This is a genomic window from Lentzea indica, assembly GCF_012184385.1.
Lineage (GTDB): Bacteria > Actinomycetota > Actinomycetes > Mycobacteriales > Pseudonocardiaceae > Lentzea > Lentzea indica.
The window spans coordinates 11223-27591 of sequence record NZ_VSRL01000015.1 but is presented as its reverse complement, the minus strand read 5'-3'; the positions used below and the strand labels follow the sequence as shown (position 1 = coordinate 27591).

Below are 16369 nucleotides of genomic sequence, written 5' to 3'. Positions count from 1 at the left end.
GCAACCGATGAGGGTCGCCGATCGGGAGAAGACAGCGGAGAGGCTGCTGAAGTCGTCCGCGGAGAAGTTCTACGACCCCGAGGTGGACATCGACTGGTCCGCACCTCTGGTCGACGGTCTCTTCTACATTCCTGAACAGCGCATTTCGCTCTACGGCACCCCGTTGTACGACTCGTTGACGGTCGAGCAGCGCATCGAGCTCTCCAAGCACGAACTGGCGTCGATCGCGTCGGTGGGCCTGTGGTTCGAGCTGCTGCTCATGCAGATGCTGGTGAAGGTCGTCTACAACACCGACCCGACCTCGCGGCACGCCCAGTACGCGCTGACCGAGGTGGCCGACGAATGCCGCCACTCGACGATGTTCGCGCGCCTGGTCGAACGCATCGGCTGCCCGCCGTACGGGCCGACCAGGCACACGCACCGCCTCGGCAAGCTGCTGCCGACCATCGGCTACGGGCCTGCCATGTACGGCTCGATCCTGGTCGCCGAGGAGATCCTCGACCGGTTGCAGCGCGAGGCGATGAACGACGAGACCATCCAGCCGATCGTGCGGATGGTGAACCGCATCCACGTGCTGGAGGAAGCCCGTCACGTGCGGTTCGCCCGCGAGGAGCTGCTCCGCGGGATGTCCTCGTTGCGCGGTTTCGAGCTGCCCTACCAGAAGTGGCTCGTCGGGTACGTGTCGATGATGATCACGCGCACGATCATCAACCCCGCCGTGTACGCCGCCGTCGGCCTGGACGTGCGCGAGGCGCGCCGGCAGGCACTGGCCAACCCGCGGTTCCAGGAGACCATCCGCTGGTCGGGGGAACGGATCATGTCGTTCCTGGATGAGGCCGGACTCGTCGGAAAGCCGGGGATGCGCTCATGGCGTCGCTCGTTCTTGATCGGCTGAACGTCGTCACGTCGGGGTCTTCGTCCTCCGGCGTGACGGCGGTCCTGCTGCACGGCTGGACCATGGACCTCACGACGTGGGACCGCGTGGCCGCTTCGTTGCCCGGCAGGGTGGTCCGCTACGACGTGCGCGGCCACGGTCTTTCCGGCGGCGGTACCGCGACGATCTCCGAACTGGCCGACGACCTCGCGGCGGTGCTGGAGGAACACGTCCCCACCGGACGGATCGTGCTCGCCGGGCACTCGCTGGGCGGCATGACGATCATGGCGCTGGCCGAGCAGCGCCCCGAGTTGTTCTCGCGCGTCACGGGGGTGGCTCTCGTGGCCACGTCGTGCGGGAACCTGCCCCGGTTGAGCCGTGTGGAGCGGCTCGCGGGGAAGTGGCTGGTCAAGCGGCCGAAAGTCGGGTTCGGCCGCTTGATCACGCCTGGCCTGCGGGTCACGTTCGGCCATCGGCCTCGCTGGGCCGACGTGCGGGCCGCGGCGGCGATGGCGGGAGCCACCACCGGTGAGGCGTTCGTCGGGATCCGGGAGGAGCTGACCCTGCACCAGCGGCGGGAGGCGCTGGCGGTGCTGGCGGACATCCCCACCGTCGTCATGGCCGGTTCGTGGGACGTGCTCACGCCGATGCGGCACTCGCGGGTGCTGGCGGACGCGTTGCCGGGCGCGGAGTTCGTGATCTATCCGAAGGTCGGGCACATGCTGCCGCTGGAACGGTCGGAGGACGTGGCTCGCCGGATCGCCGCGCTGATGTGAGTCAGCAGGGAGCGCTGGTCCCGATCTGCGAGTACGGGACTTTGCAGGAGTCCTTGCACTGGTGCCATCCCGGACAGGTACGCGGCCGTGTACTTGTCCGGGCTCGTTTTCGAGGTCGACCGGCCTGGCCTCAGTGATCTGGACGGCGCTGCTCGGGCGGCTTCAGCGCGAACCGCGCCGCCGCCGCGCCGACCAGCACCAGGACAAGCTCAGTGCTGCAGCGGGAACCCGCCACCGATACCGCGCCACGCCAGGTTGGAGATCAGCGCGACCGCGTCCTCCTTGGGCACCCGGCGGTTGTCCGCCAGCCACGACCGAGCGGTGACCTGCGACAAGCCCACGAGCCCGACGGCCAGCAGGCGCGCACGCTCGGGGTCGAGCCCGGCGTCCGCGGTGATGGTGTCGGTGATGGCGTCGACGGAGTCGGTGGTGGCGCGCTCGACGGCCTCCTGCACGGCGGGCTCTGAGCGCAGGTCGGACTCGAAGACCATCCGGAACGCCTGGCCCTCGCCGTCCACGAAGTCGTAGAAGGCGGCCACGGCGGCACGTACGCGCAGCTTGTTGTCCGTCGTCGAGCCGATGGCGGCGCGCACGCGGCTGACCATGTCGTCCACATGGGACTCGAGCAGGGCCATGTACAGCTCGAGCTTGCCGGGGAAGTGCTGGTACAGCACCGGCTTGGACACGCCCGCGCGCTCGGCGATCTCGTCCATCGCCGCGGCGTGGTAGCCGTTGGCGACGAACACGTCCTGCGCCGCTGCCAGCAGTTGCGCGCGGCGGGCGGTGCGCGGCAGTCGAACGCCCCTGCCTGCGGGTGCGCTCTGCGCCGTCTCCGTCATGGTGCCTCCAGCACGAGTGTTCCGGCCGTCGGAAAGGGGTTGCCAGACCGAGGCGTGAGCGCAACCTTACTCGCTGGTAGCCCACATCCGGGAACCAACTGTTGCTTCTTTCCCGCATCCTGGTCTGGTGAGCACGCTGATCCCCGCCCCGCTGTCCACGGTCGCACTCCCGCCGGTGGACAAGTCTCAGAAGCCATGGCCAGGTGAGTTCCACCAGATCGACGACCACGAGGTCCACGTCAGGGTCACCCCTGGCGACGGGCCGCCTGCCGTCTACGTGCACGGGCTCGGAGGGTCCGCGACCAACTGGACGGACCTCGCCGCCCAGCTGCGCGACCACGTCACCGGGTACTCGGTCGACCTGCCCGGCTTCGGGCGGTCGGAGCCGATTCCCGGCTACGACTTCAGCCTCCCGGCGCACGCCCGCACGGTGATCAAGTACCTCGAGACGCTCGGGGAGCCCGTGCACCTGTTCGGCAACTCGATGGGCGGCGCGATCTCGCTCATCACCGCCGCGACCAGGCCTGATCTGGTCAGGACGCTCACGCTGGTCTCGCCGGCCGTTCCTGATCTCAGGCCGCGCCTCGATCGCATGTCGGACCCGCGGATGGCACTCGCCGTCCTGCCGGTCATCGGGTCGAAGGTGCGCAGGGAGCTGGCCAAGCTGAGCGCGCACGAGCGCACCAAGCAGATGCTCGCCCTGTGCTTCGCCGACCCGAGCGTGGTGCCCGACCACCGCATCGAGGAGTCGATCAGGGAGAACGAGGAGCGCGCTCGGCAGAAGTGGGCGGGGCAGGCCCTCAACCGCAGCACCTTCGGGCTGATGCAGAGCTGGCTCACGCCGGGCCCCAAGTCGTTGTGGCGGTTGTTGCCACTGGTCAAGGCGCCCACGCTGGTCGTGTGGGGTGAGAACGACAGGCTCGTCAGCGTGCGGAAGGGGCCCCGAACGGCGCGGCTGTTGCCGAAAGGACGACTGCTGGTGCTTCCGCGGACCGGCCACGTAGCCCAGATGGAGCGGCCGGCCACCGTGGCGAGGGCCGTGCTGGGCATGTGGGAGGCGGTCGACCGACACACATGGTGATGGACGACGGCCATACGGGGGATGTGGGACCCTGGGCAACGTGAATCGCGCCCCCGAGCGAGGACGTACTGCTCCGCCCGCTGACCGCTACCGTCGCGGCGAGCGCCGGACCAGCGCCGAGCCACTCGCGGCCGCCTGGGAGCCGGAAGGCACCGCCCAGCACCGGCGGCCCCGCAAGCGCGGCGGTGTGAAGAAGCTCGTCTCCAACTACGGGTGGCGCATCTACGCGATCCCGGTGCTCCTGGTGCTGACCGCGCTGGTGGTGCTCGACACGGTGCAGCCGAAGTCGCCCCCGGCCGGCGGCGCACCCAACAATCCGGCCGGTAACTCCACCTCCACGCCGGAAGTGCCTCCGTCGGAGAAGCAGGCGTCGAAGCCCAAGCTCGACATCCCCACGGCCGAGCTGCCGGCCGGGCCCGGGTTCTCCGAGGACGGCGTCGGCACGTTCAAGGCGCTGGCGGGCAGCGGGCCGCGGATAGGCGAGGGGAACGCGCAGAAGTTCCGCAAGTACTCGATCGCGATCGAGGACGGCGTCAAGCCCGCCGACTACAACAACGACGACGGCGCGTTCGCCAGGACCGTCGACGGGATCCTGTCCGACCCGCGCAGCTGGATCGGCACGAAGCAGGTCGCGTTGCAGCGCGTCGAGCCGAACCAGAACCCGGACTTCATCGTGAGCCTGACCACCACGAAGACGACGCACACGCTCTGCGGCAAGGAGATCCCGTTCGAGACCTCCTGCTGGAACCCGGCGAGCAAGCGGGTGGTCATCAACGTCGCCCGCTGGGTGCGCGGTGCCATGGCCTATGGCCCCGACCTCGCCGGCTATCGGACCTATGTGATCAACCACGAGGTCGGCCACGCGCTCGGCAGCGGCCACGCGCCCTGCGCGGAGAACGGCGCGCCGGCCCCGGTGATGATGCAGCAGACGTTCGGTGTCGCGAACAACTTCGTCTCGCAGATGAACGCGGGCCTGGACGTCGTGCCCGCCGACGGCAAGGTCTGCACGACGAACCCGTTTCCCGCTGGCTGAGACGGCTTTCCAACCGGGAAGAGTCCAGGCAGGGTAGACGTTGTCTCGGACACGGAGACATTCGTCGAGGAGGAGCAGCATGGCGCTTCCGCCGCTCGTTGAGCCAGCCGCGGAGCTGACCAAGGAAGAAGTCGCGCGCTACAGCAGGCACCTGATCATCCCGGACGTCGGGGTGGACGGGCAGAAGCGGCTGAAGAACGCGAAAGTGCTCGTCGTCGGCGCGGGCGGCCTGGGCAGCCCGGCACTGCTGTACCTGGCCGCGGCCGGAGTCGGCACGCTCGGCGTCGTCGACTTCGACGTCGTGGACGAGTCGAACCTGCAGCGTCAGGTCATTCACGGCCAGTCCGACGTCGGCCGCCCCAAGGCGGAGTCCGCGCGCGACTCGGTCGCCGAGATCAACCCGTTCGTCAAGGTCGTGTTGCACCAGACGCATCTCAACTCCGAGAACGCGCTGGACATCTTCCGCGACTACGACCTGATCCTCGACGGCACGGACAACTTCGCCACGCGCTACCTGGTGAACGACGCCGCGGTGCTGCTGGGCAAGCCGTACGTCTGGGGCTCGATCTTCCGGTTCGAGGGCCAGGTCAGCGTCTTCTGGGAGGACGCCCCGAACGGCCAGGGCCTGAACTACCGCGACCTCTACCCGGAGCCGCCGCCTCCCGGCATGGTCCCGTCGTGCGCGGAGGGCGGCGTGCTGGGCGTGCTGTGCGCGTCGATCGGCTCGATCATGGTGACCGAGGCGATCAAGCTGCTCACGGGCATCGGCGACCCGCTGCTGGGCCGCCTGATGGTCTACGACGCGCTGGAGATGAGCTACCGGACCATCAAGATCCGCAAGGACCCGGAGTCGCCGAAGATCACCGAGCTGATCGACTACGAGGCGTTCTGCGGTGTCGTGTCCACGGACGCGCAGCAGGCGGCCGCGGGCAACACGATCACGCCGCTCGAGCTCAAGCACAAGCAGGAGTCCGGTGAGGACTTCCTGCTGGTGGACGTTCGCGAGCCGCACGAGTACGAGATCGTGAAGATCCCGGGCTCGGTGCTGATCCCGAAGGACCGGATCCTGTCCGGCGAGGCGTTCTCGGAGCTGCCGCAGGACAAGCCGCTGGTGCTGCACTGCAAGTCCGGTGCTCGTTCGGCGGAGGCGCTGGCCGCGCTGCACAAGGCGGGCTTCAAGGACGCCGTGCACGTCGGCGGTGGAGTGCTGGCGTGGGCGCGAGAGGTCGATCCGTCGCTGCCGACGTACTGATGGCTTGAGGGCGTCTGCAAGTACCACCAACGGCCTAGTTGGCGGTACTTGCAGACGCTCCAACCACTGGGCCAAGTGGGTGGTGGGATGAATCACGGCGTGTCGCGTTCCGCCAACCGGGTGGTCTGAGCAGGTAGCGTGCCGAGCCGTGACCCGGACCCCCGAACCGCCCCCAGCGCACGTGCGTGCGGCGTTCGGGGCACGTGACGCCGAGCCAGAGCTGATCGACGGCGGACCTGCCTGGCGCTGCGGCGACGCCACCGTCCGGCCCGCGCCCAAGCCTGCGGAAGCCACCTGGATCGCCAAGACCCTCGACGGGCTGGACGTGCCGAACCTGCGCATCGGCAGACCGTTGCGGTCCACCGACGGCCGGTACGTCGTCGGCGGCTGGTCGGCCACCAAGTTCCTCGCCGGTCGTGCCGAGGCACGCCACGACGAGGTCATCTCCGTGGCTCAGCGCCTGCACCAGGCCACCACCGAGCTGCCCAAGCCCCGTTTCCTGGACGCGCGCACGGACGTGTTCGCCGTCGCCGACCGTTTGACGTGGGGCGAGGAGGACGTTCCGCTCGACGCCGACCTCGGCGGCAGGCTGTTCGACCTGTTCAAGGAAACGCGGAAGCCGATCAACCTCAGACCGCAGGTCGTGCACGGTGACCTGTTCGGCAACGTGCTGTTCGCGGGCAACGCCCCGCCGGCCGTCATCGACTTCACCGCGTACTGGCGCCCCGCCGAGTGGGCCGCCGCCGTGATCGCGGTGGACGCCGTCGCGTGGGGTGGCGCGGACCCCGGCCTGTTCAAGCGGTGGAGCCATCTGAGCGAGTGGACGCAGGTGTTGGTGCGCGCGACTTTGTTCCGGCTGGCGGTACACGCTCTTCACCCGTTGTCAACGTCACAGTCGTTTGCGGGCTTGGAACGAGCTGCTCACCAGGTGTCCGCAATGCTGTGAGCAGACAACTTTCCAGGTTGGAAACATTCCGGACCGCCGCGTTAACAGGGGCTTCTTAGCGTCAGCGGCGTGACCCATTGCCCCTACTGCGCGCTGCAGTGCTCCATGAGCGTCATCGACGGCCAGGTTGCCCCTGGTCCCGGTGGGCTGTGCCAGAAGGGCTGGACGGCGGGGGAGTTGCTGCGCCATCCAGGCCGCCTCACGACACCTCTTCTGCACGGTGAGCCCGTCTCCTGGGACGAGGCGCTGGACTTCGTGGCGTCCCGGATCCGTTCGTACGAGCCCGACGAGGTCGCCGTGTTCGGCGGCGGCGGGCTGACCAACGAGAAGGCGTACCTGCTCGGGAAGTTCGCCAGGGTTGCGCTGAAGACCTCGCAGATCGACTACAACGGCCGGTTCTGCATGTCGTCCGCCGCTGCTGCGGGCAACAAGGCGTTCGGGCTGGACCGAGGTCTGCCGTTCCCCCTGACCGACCTGCAGTCCGCGGACACGGTTCTGCTGGCGGGATCGAACCCGGCCGAGACCATGCCGCCGTTCCTGCGTCACCTCGAGGGTGCCCGGCTGATCGTCATCGACCCGCGCCGCACACCCACCGCCGAGCGCGCGACGTTGCACCTGCAGCCCGCGCCGGGCACGGACCTGGCGCTGGCGCTGGGCCTGCTGCACACGGCGGTCATGGAGGGCTTGATCGACAAGGAGTACATCTCCTCCCGGACCACCGGGTTCGACGACGCCTGGCGCATCGCCGCGCAGTGGTGGCCCGAGCACACCGAACGCGTTACGGGCGTTTCCGCCGCCGACCAGCGCGCTGCCGTGCACATGCTGGCCGGGCGGTCGTACATCCTGACCGGGCGCGGCACCGAGCAGCACGCTTCCGGCACCGACAACGTCTCCGCGTGGATCAACCTGGCGCTCGCCCTGGGACTGCCTGGCCGTGCCGGCTCCGGTTACGGCTGCTTGACGGGGCAGGGCAACGGGCAGGGCGGGCGTGAGCACGGGCAGAAGGCCGATCAGCTGCCCGGTTACCGCAAGCTCGACGATCCCGTGGCGCGGCAGCACATCATGAAGGTCTGGGGTGTCGACTGGTTGCCAGGACCCGGCCGCAGTGCGTACGAGCTGCTGGTCGCCGACGACCTCAAAGCGATGCTGGTGTTCGGTAGCAACCCGGTGGTGTCGGCGCCGCGAGCGTCGCGGGTCGCCGAGCGTTTGAAGGCGCTGGACCTGTTGGTGGTCGCGGACTTCGTGATGTCCGAGACCGCCGCGATGGCCGACGTCGTGTTCCCGGTGACGCAGTGGGCCGAGGAAGACGGCACGATGACCAACCTCGAAGGCCGGATCATCAGGCGCCGCAAGGCACTCGACCCGCCTGCCGGTGTTCGCAGCGACCTCCACCTCATCCACGGGCTGGCCGCACGCCTCGGCTGCGCTGAGAAGTTCCTGACCGAGCCCAAGGAAGTGTTCGAGGAGCTGCGGAAGGCGTCCGCCGGCGGTCTCTCCGACTATTCCGGCATCACCTACGAGCGGCTCGACGCCGAGCAGCTGCACTGGCCGGTGCCGTCGGTCGACCATCCAGGCACGCCAAGGCTTTTCCTTGACAGGTTCGCGCACGCCGACGGCCTGGCGAAGTTCATCCCTGTCGACCACAAGGGTCCGGCGGAGCCGCCGGACGAGGAGTACCCGTTGCAGGCCACCACAGGGCGGGTCCTGCAGCACTACCAGTCGGGTGCGCAGACGCGGCGGGTCGGCGAGCTCATGAAGGCCGTTCCCGAGATGTACGTGGAAGTGCACCCGGACACAGCTTCGCGGGCGGGGCTCACGTCGGGCGAGCCCGCTCACGTCGTGTCCAGGAGGGGACGGGTGACGGCGACCGTGCGGTGCGTGCCGAGCATGCGTTCCGACGCGGTGTTCCTGCCGTTCCACTTCCCCGGTGAGGGGCGGGCGAACCTGCTCACCAACCCCGCGCTCGATCCCACGAGCCGGATGCCCGAGTTCAAGGTCTGCGCGGTTCGATTGGAGCGGGCATGAGGCGAGTCGTGATCGTTGGTTACGGCATGGCGGGCGCGCGTCTGGCAGATGAGCTGCGCCGCCGTGACCAGGACATCTCCATCACCATCATCGGGGCGGAGCCGCACGCCGCGTACAACCGCGTGCTGCTCTCGACCGTCGTCGCCGGGACCATGACGCCGGAGTCGACCAGGCTGCACGACGAGAAGTGGGCGGCCGGGCACAACATCGACCTGCGGCTGGGCTGTGAGGTCCTGGAGATCGACCGCGGCTCGCGAACCGTGACGGTCTCGGGCACGCCGGGGATCACCGGGCCGGAGAGCGAGCCCATCCCGTACGACGCTCTTGTGCTCGCCACCGGTAGCACTCCGTGGGTTCCGCCTGCCGAGGGACTCGTCGAAGACGGCAAGCTCGCCCCCGGCGTCGTCGCCTTCCGCACCCTCGACGACTGCGCCGAGATCGAAGCCAAGACGCACAAAGGCGCGCCCGTCGTCGTCCTCGGCGGCGGCCTCCTCGGCATCGAAGCCGCCCGAGGACTGGCCGGACGCGGCTGCCTGGTCACCGTCGTCCACCCGGTCGGCCACCTCATGGAACGCCAGCTCGACCCCGGCGCCGGCAGCGTCCTGGCCCGCACCCTCGGCCAGCTCGGCATCGAGTTCCGCCTGAACGCGCTGGCAGCCAAGTACCTGCCAGGTGACGGGCTGATCCTCGATGACGGCACCCACGTTCCTGCTGAGCTCGTGGTCGTCTCCGCGGGCGTCCGCGCCGAAACCTCGTTGGCGGTCAAGGCGGGCCTGGAAGTCGACCGCGGCATCATCGTCGACGACGTCTTACGCACCAGCGACCCGCGCATCCACGCCATCGGTGACTGCGCACAGCACCCCGGCACGGTGTCCGGCCTCGTACAACCCGCCTGGGACCAGGCTGCCGTGCTCGCGGACCGGCTCACCGGCGCCAACCCGGCCGCCCGGTACCGCGGGACTTCCGTTGTCACGCGGTTGAAAGCACGTGACGTGGATCTCGCTGCGCTGGGTGACGTGCACACGGATGTGGACTGCCCCGACTCGGAAGTCCTGTGCTTCCAGGAACCTTCGCGCGGCCGCTACGCCAAGCTCGTGCTGCGCGACGACAGGGTGACCGGCGCGATCGTGCTCGGCGCACCCGACGCCGCCGCCACGATCACCCAGCTCTACGACCGCGGAATCCCTGCCCCGACTGATCGTCTGGCGTTGCTGCTGGGCCGAGCACTGCCCGCGGAGGCGGCGAGCCCGGCGGATCTCCCGTCCAGCGCGGTGATCTGCCGTTGCAACACCGTCTCCAAGGGGCAGATCGTCTCAGCCTGGCGTGCGGGCGCGGAAAGTCTGCCGCAGCTCGCCGAGGCCACCCGCGCGACCACGGGCTGTGGTGGTTGCAAGGACGCTGTGTGCGGACTCCTCGACTGGCTGGGGGCCTCACAGCCGCAGTCGGCGTGATGTGCGCGGGAGTTGCCTCCGTCGTCATCGTCCAGAACCCCTTGGTAATCAGCGCTTCTTACGTTTTCCGGCAATCGCCGACCCCACGGAGGACTTCATGAGCTGGATCGACCACTGGGAGCCGGAGAAGCCCGAGTTCTGGGAGAGCACCGGCAAGCGGATCGCCCGCAAGAACCTGGCGTTCTCCATCTTCGCGGAGAACCTCGGCTTCAGCGTCTGGGTGCTGATGAGCATCGTGGTCGTGAGCCTCGGCTCCGTCGGGTTCAACTTCAGCGTCGGCCAGCAGTTCTGGCTGTTGATCGTCCCGAACCTCATCGGCGCGGTCCTGCGGGTTCCCTACACGTTCGCCGTGCCGAAGTTCGGCGGGCGGCTGTGGACGACGATCAGCGCCGGGCTGCTGCTGATCCCGTGCGCGATGCTCGTCTACGCGGTCACCACGCCGGGCACGCCGTACTGGTTCTTCCTGCTCACCTCGGCCGCGATGGGCCTCGGTGGCGGCAACTTCTCGTCCTCGATGGCGAACATCTCGTTCTTCTACCCGGAGGGCAAGAAGGGCCTGGCGCTCGGCATGAACGCCGCGGGCGGCAACCTCGGTGTCGCCGTCACGCAGCTGATCGTGCCGGTCGTCATCACGATCGGCACCGGGATCCACCTCGCCTACGCCGCGCTGATCTGGATGCCGTTCATCGTCCTCGCCACGGCTTGCGCGTGGTTCTTCATGGACAGCCTGACGCAGGCCAAGCCGGACGGGCAGTCGTACAAGCTGGCGATGTCCAACAAGCACACCTGGGTGATGTCGTTCCTCTACATCGGCACGTTCGGGTCGTTCATCGGCTACTCGTTCGCCTTCCCCTCGCTGATCAAGATCAGCTTCGTGGACTACAAGGGCTGGGTGGCGCTCGCGTTCCTCGGCGCGCTGATCGGCTCGGTGGCCCGTCCGGCCGGCGGATGGCTGGCTGACCGGATCGGCGGCGCGAAGGTGACGCTCTGGACGTTCGTCGGGCTCGGTGTGGGCACGATCGGTGTCATGACCAGCGTCGACATGAAGAGCTTCCCGCTGTTCTTCAGCTCGTTCATCCTGCTGTTCGTGCTGGCCGGTGTCGGCAACGGCTCGACGTACCGGATGATCCCGGCGATCTTCAAGACGCAGTCGGACGACGACAAGTCCGCCAAGCGGCAGGCCGCCGCGGTGGTCGGCATCGCGGGTGCGATCGGCGCGGCCGGTGGTGTGCTGGTGAACCTGGTCTTCAAGTTCTCGCTGGAGGGCTCGAAGACCCTGACACCCGCGCTGACCGCGATCCTCGTGTTCTACGCGCTCTGCCTCGGCACCACGTGGTGGTTCTACCTGAGGCGCAACGTGTTCGTGCAGCGGCCGAGCCTCGCCTACGCAGGCGTGTGACGCACACCGCACTGAGCTGCGAAGAGAGTTTCCTTTAACACCCGCGAAATATTGCGGACCATGGGATGACACGCCGCCCGATGAGCATAGCGGGCGGAAGGAGTGATGCGGACATGACGCGGACCCTGGTTGTGATCGGCAACGGTATGGTCGGCCACCGGCTCGTGGACGCTCTGAGCGGATCCTCCTGGCGGATCGTGGTCTTCGGCGAGGAGTCACGCCCCGCCTACGATCGGGTGGCGCTGTCGTCCTATGTGGACACGTGGAGCTCTGCGGACCTGGAGCTGGCACCGTTGTCCGGCGCGGAGATCCGGCTGGGCGAGAAGGCCGTCTCGGTCGACCGCGAGCGCCGGATCGTCGTGGGTGCTTCCGGTGTCGAGGTGTCGTACGACGCGTTGGTGCTGGCCACCGGATCGGTGCCGTTCGTGCCGCCGGTGCCGGGCCGCGATCTGCCCGGTTGCCACGTGTACCGGACGATCGACGACCTGGACGGCATCCGGGCGACCGTCGAGGCCGCTGACCGGCCCGGCAGGCACTCCGGCATGGTGCTCGGCGGCGGTCTGCTCGGGCTGGAGGCCGCGAACGCTTTGCGCGGCATGGGAGTCTCTCCGCACGTCGTGGAGCTGGCGCCCCGGCTGATGCCGATCCAGGTCGACGACGGCGGTGCCGGGCTGCTCAAGCGGCTGGTCGAGAAGCTCGACCTGACCGTGCACACCGGCACGTCCGCCTCCTCGATCGAGCGCGACGGGTCGCGGTTGATCGCCAAGCTGGCCAACGGACTCGAGCTCGACCTCGACGTCGTCGTGTTCAGCGCCGGCATCCGGCCGCGCACCGACCTCGACCTGGGGCTGGAGCTGGGCCCGCGCGGTGGTTACCTCGTCGATGCGGCTTGCCGGACCTCTGATCCCCACGTGTACGCGATCGGTGAGTGCGCTTCCGTCGAAGGCATGACGTACGGGCTCGTGGCCCCCGGTTACGCGATGGCCGAGGTGGTCGCGGACCAGCTCAACGGTGGTACCAAGGTGTTCCCCGGTGCCGACCTGTCGACGAAGCTGAAGCTGCTCGGTGTCGACGTCGCGTCGTTCGGCGACGCGCACGCCCAGACCGAGGGCGCGCTGGAAGTCGTGGTGAACAACGCGGTCGCCGGCACCTACAGCAAGCTCGTGGTGTCGGACGACGCGAAGACCTTGCTCGGCGGTGTGCTGGTCGGCGACGCCTCGGCGTACCCGTCGCTGCGACCGTTGGTGGGCAAGGAAGTTCCGGCCGCGCTGCTGCAGCCGGGCGGGAACGCGGCTGACCTGGAGATGCCCGCAGACGCGCAGGTCTGCTCCTGCCACGCGGTCACCAAGCAGACGATCACCGACGCCATCCAGTCCGGTGTCGCGTGCGATGTCGCCGAGCTGAAGGCGTGCACCAAGGCGGGCACGGGCTGCGGTTCGTGCGTGCCGATGCTGAAGAAGCTGCTGACCGACTGCGGTGTCGAGCAGTCCAAGGCGCTGTGCGAGCACTTCACGTACTCGCGGGCGGAGCTGTTCGAGATCGTCCGCGCGACTCGGATCACCACGTTCACGGCGTTGATCGAGAAGCACGGCAGCGGACGCGGCTGCGACATCTGCAAGCCCGCCGTGGCCTCGATCCTGGCTTCCCTGAACAACGGGCACATCCTCGGCGAGACCCAGGTCTCGTTGCAGGACACCAACGACAAGTTCCTGGCGAACCTGCAGCGCAACGGCACGTACTCGGTGGTGCCGCGCATCCCCGGCGGTGAGATCACGCCCGAGAAGCTGATCGTCATCGGCGAGGTCGCCCGCGACTTCGGCCTCTACACCAAGATCACCGGTGGGCAGCGCATCGACCTGTTCGGCGCGACCGTCGACCAGCTGCCGGAAATCTGGCGACGGCTGGTCGACGCGGGCTTCGAGTCCGGCCACGCGTACGGCAAGGCGTTGCGCACGGTGAAGTCCTGCGTGGGCACGACCTGGTGCCGTTACGGCGTGCAGGACTCCGTCGGTCTCGCGATCGAGCTGGAACTGCGCTACCGGGGCCTCCGTTCACCGCACAAGCTCAAGTCCGCCGTCTCCGGGTGCGCGCGCGAGTGCGCCGAGGCACGAGGCAAGGACTTCGGTGTGATCGCAACGGAGAACGGCTGGAACCTTTACGTCGCCGGCAACGGCGGCTTCACCCCGCGCCACGCCGACCTGCTCGTGTCCGATGTGGACACCGAGACGCTGATCAAGATCATCGACCGGTTCCTGATGTTCTACATCCGCACGGCCGACCGGCTGCAGCGCACCTCGGCGTGGCTGGAAGGGCTCGACGGCGGGCTCGAGCACCTGCGTGAGGTCGTCGTCGACGACAAGCTCGGCATCTGCGACGAGCTGGAGGCCGCGATGGCGTCCCACGTCTCGGACTACGCCGACGAGTGGCGCGGTGTGCTGGAGGACCCGGAGAAGCTGGCTCGGTTCACGAGCTTCGTCAACGCTCCCGGCACCCCTGATCCCACGATCACGTTCCGCGCTGAGCGTGGTCAGCGCGTTCCCGTCCAGCTCGGCATTCCGGAGGTCGTCAGGTGACCGTCGTCTGTGACTTTGAGGTTCTGCGTCCGGAGCAGGGTGTCGCGGCGTTGCTGCCCGACGGCTCGCAGGTTGCGGTGTTCCTGACCGCGGACGGTTCCTTGCACGCGTTGGACAACATCGACCCGTTCAGCGGCGCCGCGGTGCTCTCGCGCGGCATCGTGGGCGACCGCGGCGGCGTGCCCGTCGTGGTGTCACCGGTCTACAAGCAGGCGTTCGAGCTGGCGACCGGCAAGTGCCTGGACGAGCCCTCCGTGTCCATTGCGGTGCATCAGGTCCGCGTACGTGACGGCGTCGTGGAGGTGACATGACACAGCCGCTGGCGGGCTTCACGATCGGCGTCACCGCGGCCCGCCGCGCCGACGAGCTCATCGCTCTGCTGGAACGCAAGGGCGCGTCCGTCCTGCACGGACCTGCTCTGCGGATCGTGCCTCTGCCCGACGATGAGACGCTGCACAAGGCGACGCTGGAACTGGTGTCGTCACCGGTGGACGTTGTTGTGGCCACCACAGCGATCGGGTTCCGAGGCTGGTTCGAAGCCGCCGAGGGGTGGGGACTGGCCAGCCGCCTGCATCGCGCTCTCGAAGGTGCTGTGGTGTTGCCACGCGGCCCGAAGGCGAAGGGCGCGGTACGGGCGGCAGGCCTGGTCGAGACCTGGTCGCCCACGTCCGAGTCGAACGCCGAGCTGCTGCAGTACCTGCTGCGGATGGGCGTGTCCGGCAAGCGCGTCGTCGTCCAGCTGCACGGCGAACCGCTGCCGGACTTCGTGAACACCCTCGCGGCCGCCGGCGCCGACGTCGTCGAGATTCCCGTCTACCGCTGGGAGCCACCCGCTGATCTCGGGCCGTTGCAGCGGTTGATCGACGCGGTGCTGGCCGGGCAGGTGGACGCGCTGACGTTCACGAGCGCTCCCGCCGCTTCTTCGGTGCTGCGGACCGCCCCTGACCACGCCGCGTTGGTGTCGGCGTTGCGCCGGGACGTGCTGGTGGTCGGCGTCGGTGCGATCACCGCCGGACCGTTGGTGGCCGCGGGAATTCCTGTGGTGCAGCCCGCGCGGTCGCGGATCGGGTCGATGGTGCGGGAGCTCGCGGTCGAGCTGCCTTCGCGGGCCACTCGGCTGCGGATCGCGTCGCGGGACATGGAGATGCGGGCGCAGGCCGTGGTGATCGACGGCGAGCTGCGGCCCGTTGCCCCGGCGCCGATGGCCGTGTTGCGGACGTTGGTGGCTGCTCGCGGACGTGTCGTTTCCCGGCAGGACCTGTTGGCTGCCTTGCCTTCCGGTGGCGAGGAGCACGCGGTGGAGACCGCGATCGGGCGGTTGCGGACGGCGTTGGGTTCGCCGCAGATGGTGTGCACGGTTGTGAAGCGCGGTTACCGGCTAGCTATGGAGCCAGCATGAAACTTGTTCTGGCGTTCCACGGCACGCGTGATCCTCGCGGGGCCGTGGTGTGTGAAGAGATCGCCTCGCTGGTGCGGTCCTCGGTGGACGTACCGGTCGAGGTCGCTTATGCCGATGTTCGGCAACCGGACGTTCGGTCGGTTGTGGACGGTCCGGCTGTCGTGGTCCCGGCGTTCCTGGCGGCCGGCTACCACGTTCGCGTCGACATCCCCCAGCAGATCGGCAACCGGCCGGACGTCGTCGTGACCTCGCCGCTCGGCGTGGACGCGGTGCCGGCGATGCGGGATCGGTTGCGGGAAGCAGGTTTCCGCCGCGGCGACGCAGTGGTGCTCGCCGCGGCGGGTTCGTCGGACCCACGCGCGCTCGCGGACGTTCGCCGTGCCGCGGCGTTGCTGGGTGCGGATGCCATCGGGTACGTGGCGACGGCGACGCCCCGCGTGCCCGACGTCGTTGCCGGGCTGCGGGGGCGCCGCGTGGCCGTCGCCTCGTGGCTCTTGGCACCGGGGACATTCCACGGGTCGCTCGCCGAGTGCGGCGCGGATGTGGTGTCCGAACCGATCGGGGCGCATCCTCTTGTGGTCGATGTGTTGCTGCGCAAGTACTACGAGGCTCGGGCCGTGTTGCTGCAATCAGCATGAGGGCGGGGTTGATCCGGCCTCAATGGAACTGTTCCACCGGGTGGTTTGACAGGAGTTGAACTTCGCTGGTGGCGGGCCGGTTG

14 protein-coding genes are annotated in these 16369 nt (G+C 68.6%); 13 read left to right on the top strand and 1 reads right to left on the bottom strand.

All coding sequences use genetic code 11. The annotated features are described in order from the left end of the window. The first annotated feature begins 7 nt into the window (after positions 1 to 7). A complete protein-coding gene (locus tag FXN61_RS06635; RefSeq protein ID WP_167971255.1) occupies positions 8 to 895 on the top strand; it encodes an AurF N-oxygenase family protein in 888 nt (295 codons plus the stop codon). Further along, positions 868 to 1650: an alpha/beta fold hydrolase gene (locus FXN61_RS06630; RefSeq protein WP_167971253.1), complete on the top strand. Its 783-nt coding sequence runs from the start codon at positions 868 to 870 to the stop codon at positions 1648 to 1650. Before FXN61_RS06635 ends, FXN61_RS06630 begins: the two co-directional genes overlap by 28 nt. Positions 1651 to 1859: 209 nt before the next feature. On the opposite strand, the gene FXN61_RS06625 is transcribed toward FXN61_RS06630, so the two are convergent. Then, positions 1860 to 2489 carry a TetR/AcrR family transcriptional regulator gene (locus FXN61_RS06625; RefSeq protein ID WP_167971251.1) on the bottom strand — a complete coding sequence of 210 codons (630 nt, stop codon included), beginning with the start codon at positions 2487 to 2489 and terminating at the stop codon, positions 1860 to 1862. Positions 2490 to 2616: 127 nt separating this feature from the next. Between FXN61_RS06625 and FXN61_RS06620 the strand changes: the two genes are divergently transcribed. The 11 genes from FXN61_RS06620 (at position 2617) to FXN61_RS06570 (ending at position 16286) form a co-directional block, all read left to right on the top strand. Continuing rightward, positions 2617 to 3570 carry an alpha/beta fold hydrolase gene (locus FXN61_RS06620; protein ID WP_312877581.1) on the top strand — a complete coding sequence of 318 codons (954 nt, stop codon included), beginning with the start codon at positions 2617 to 2619 and terminating at the stop codon, positions 3568 to 3570. Between the two features lie 40 nt (positions 3571 to 3610). Then, on the top strand, positions 3611 to 4603 hold the full coding sequence (locus tag FXN61_RS55115) for a DUF3152 domain-containing protein (RefSeq protein WP_312877580.1): 993 nt from the start codon (positions 3611 to 3613) through the stop codon (positions 4601 to 4603). 79 nt (positions 4604 to 4682) lie between these two features. Beyond that, positions 4683 to 5855: an adenylyltransferase/sulfurtransferase MoeZ gene (gene moeZ, locus FXN61_RS06610; protein WP_167971249.1), complete on the top strand. Its 1173-nt coding sequence runs from the start codon at positions 4683 to 4685 to the stop codon at positions 5853 to 5855. Between the two features lie 148 nt (positions 5856 to 6003). Next, a complete protein-coding gene (locus FXN61_RS06605) occupies positions 6004 to 6801 on the top strand; it encodes a TIGR02569 family protein (protein ID WP_167971247.1) in 798 nt (265 codons plus the stop codon). 105 nt (positions 6802 to 6906) lie between these two features. Further along, the gene (locus tag FXN61_RS06600; RefSeq protein WP_167971342.1) at positions 6907 to 8826 is read left to right on the top strand and encodes a molybdopterin oxidoreductase family protein; all 1920 of its coding nucleotides are present in this window, start codon (positions 6907 to 6909) and stop codon (positions 8824 to 8826) included. Then, a complete protein-coding gene (locus FXN61_RS06595; protein WP_167971246.1) occupies positions 8823 to 10277 on the top strand; it encodes an FAD-dependent oxidoreductase in 1455 nt (484 codons plus the stop codon). The genes FXN61_RS06600 and FXN61_RS06595 overlap by 4 nt, the downstream gene beginning before the upstream one ends. Positions 10278 to 10374: 97 nt before the next feature. After that, a complete protein-coding gene (locus FXN61_RS06590) occupies positions 10375 to 11676 on the top strand; it encodes an MFS transporter (RefSeq protein WP_167971245.1) in 1302 nt (433 codons plus the stop codon). Between the two features lie 113 nt (positions 11677 to 11789). Beyond that, positions 11790 to 14249, top strand: a complete 2460-nt coding sequence (gene nirB / locus FXN61_RS06585) for a nitrite reductase large subunit NirB (protein ID WP_167971244.1) — start codon at positions 11790 to 11792, stop codon at positions 14247 to 14249. After that, entirely contained in the window at positions 14246 to 14560 is a 315-nt protein-coding gene (nirD, locus tag FXN61_RS06580; protein ID WP_167971243.1) for a nitrite reductase small subunit NirD, read from the top strand. Before nirB ends, nirD begins: the two co-directional genes overlap by 4 nt. Then, positions 14557 to 15648 (top strand): uroporphyrinogen-III synthase, encoded by a 1092-nt coding sequence (locus FXN61_RS06575; protein WP_167971242.1) that lies wholly within the window; start codon positions 14557 to 14559, stop codon positions 15646 to 15648. Before nirD ends, FXN61_RS06575 begins: the two co-directional genes overlap by 4 nt. Further along, on the top strand, positions 15645 to 16286 hold the full coding sequence (locus tag FXN61_RS06570; protein ID WP_167971241.1) for a sirohydrochlorin chelatase: 642 nt from the start codon (positions 15645 to 15647) through the stop codon (positions 16284 to 16286). Before FXN61_RS06575 ends, FXN61_RS06570 begins: the two co-directional genes overlap by 4 nt. Positions 16287 to 16369: the final 83 nt, after the last annotated feature.

What these genes read in the sequence shown, in the direction of transcription:
- FXN61_RS06635 (WP_167971255.1), top strand. Translation starts at nt 8, where the DNA reads ATGAGGGTCGCCGATCGGGAGAAGACAGCGGAGAGGCTGCTGAAGTCG.
- FXN61_RS06630 (WP_167971253.1), top strand. Translation starts at nt 868, where the DNA reads ATGGCGTCGCTCGTTCTTGATCGGCTGAACGTCGTCACGTCGGGGTCT.
- FXN61_RS06625 (WP_167971251.1), bottom strand. Translation starts at nt 2,489, where the DNA reads ATGACGGAGACGGCGCAGAGCGCACCCGCAGGCAGGGGCGTTCGACTG.
- moeZ (WP_167971249.1), top strand. Translation starts at nt 4,683, where the DNA reads ATGGCGCTTCCGCCGCTCGTTGAGCCAGCCGCGGAGCTGACCAAGGAA.
- FXN61_RS06600 (WP_167971342.1), top strand. Translation starts at nt 6,907, where the DNA reads ATGAGCGTCATCGACGGCCAGGTTGCCCCTGGTCCCGGTGGGCTGTGC.
- FXN61_RS06595 (WP_167971246.1), top strand. Translation starts at nt 8,823, where the DNA reads ATGAGGCGAGTCGTGATCGTTGGTTACGGCATGGCGGGCGCGCGTCTG.
- FXN61_RS06590 (WP_167971245.1), top strand. Translation starts at nt 10,375, where the DNA reads ATGAGCTGGATCGACCACTGGGAGCCGGAGAAGCCCGAGTTCTGGGAG.
- nirB (WP_167971244.1), top strand. Translation starts at nt 11,790, where the DNA reads ATGACGCGGACCCTGGTTGTGATCGGCAACGGTATGGTCGGCCACCGG.
- FXN61_RS06575 (WP_167971242.1), top strand. Translation starts at nt 14,557, where the DNA reads ATGACACAGCCGCTGGCGGGCTTCACGATCGGCGTCACCGCGGCCCGC.
- FXN61_RS06570 (WP_167971241.1), top strand. Translation starts at nt 15,645, where the DNA reads ATGAAACTTGTTCTGGCGTTCCACGGCACGCGTGATCCTCGCGGGGCC.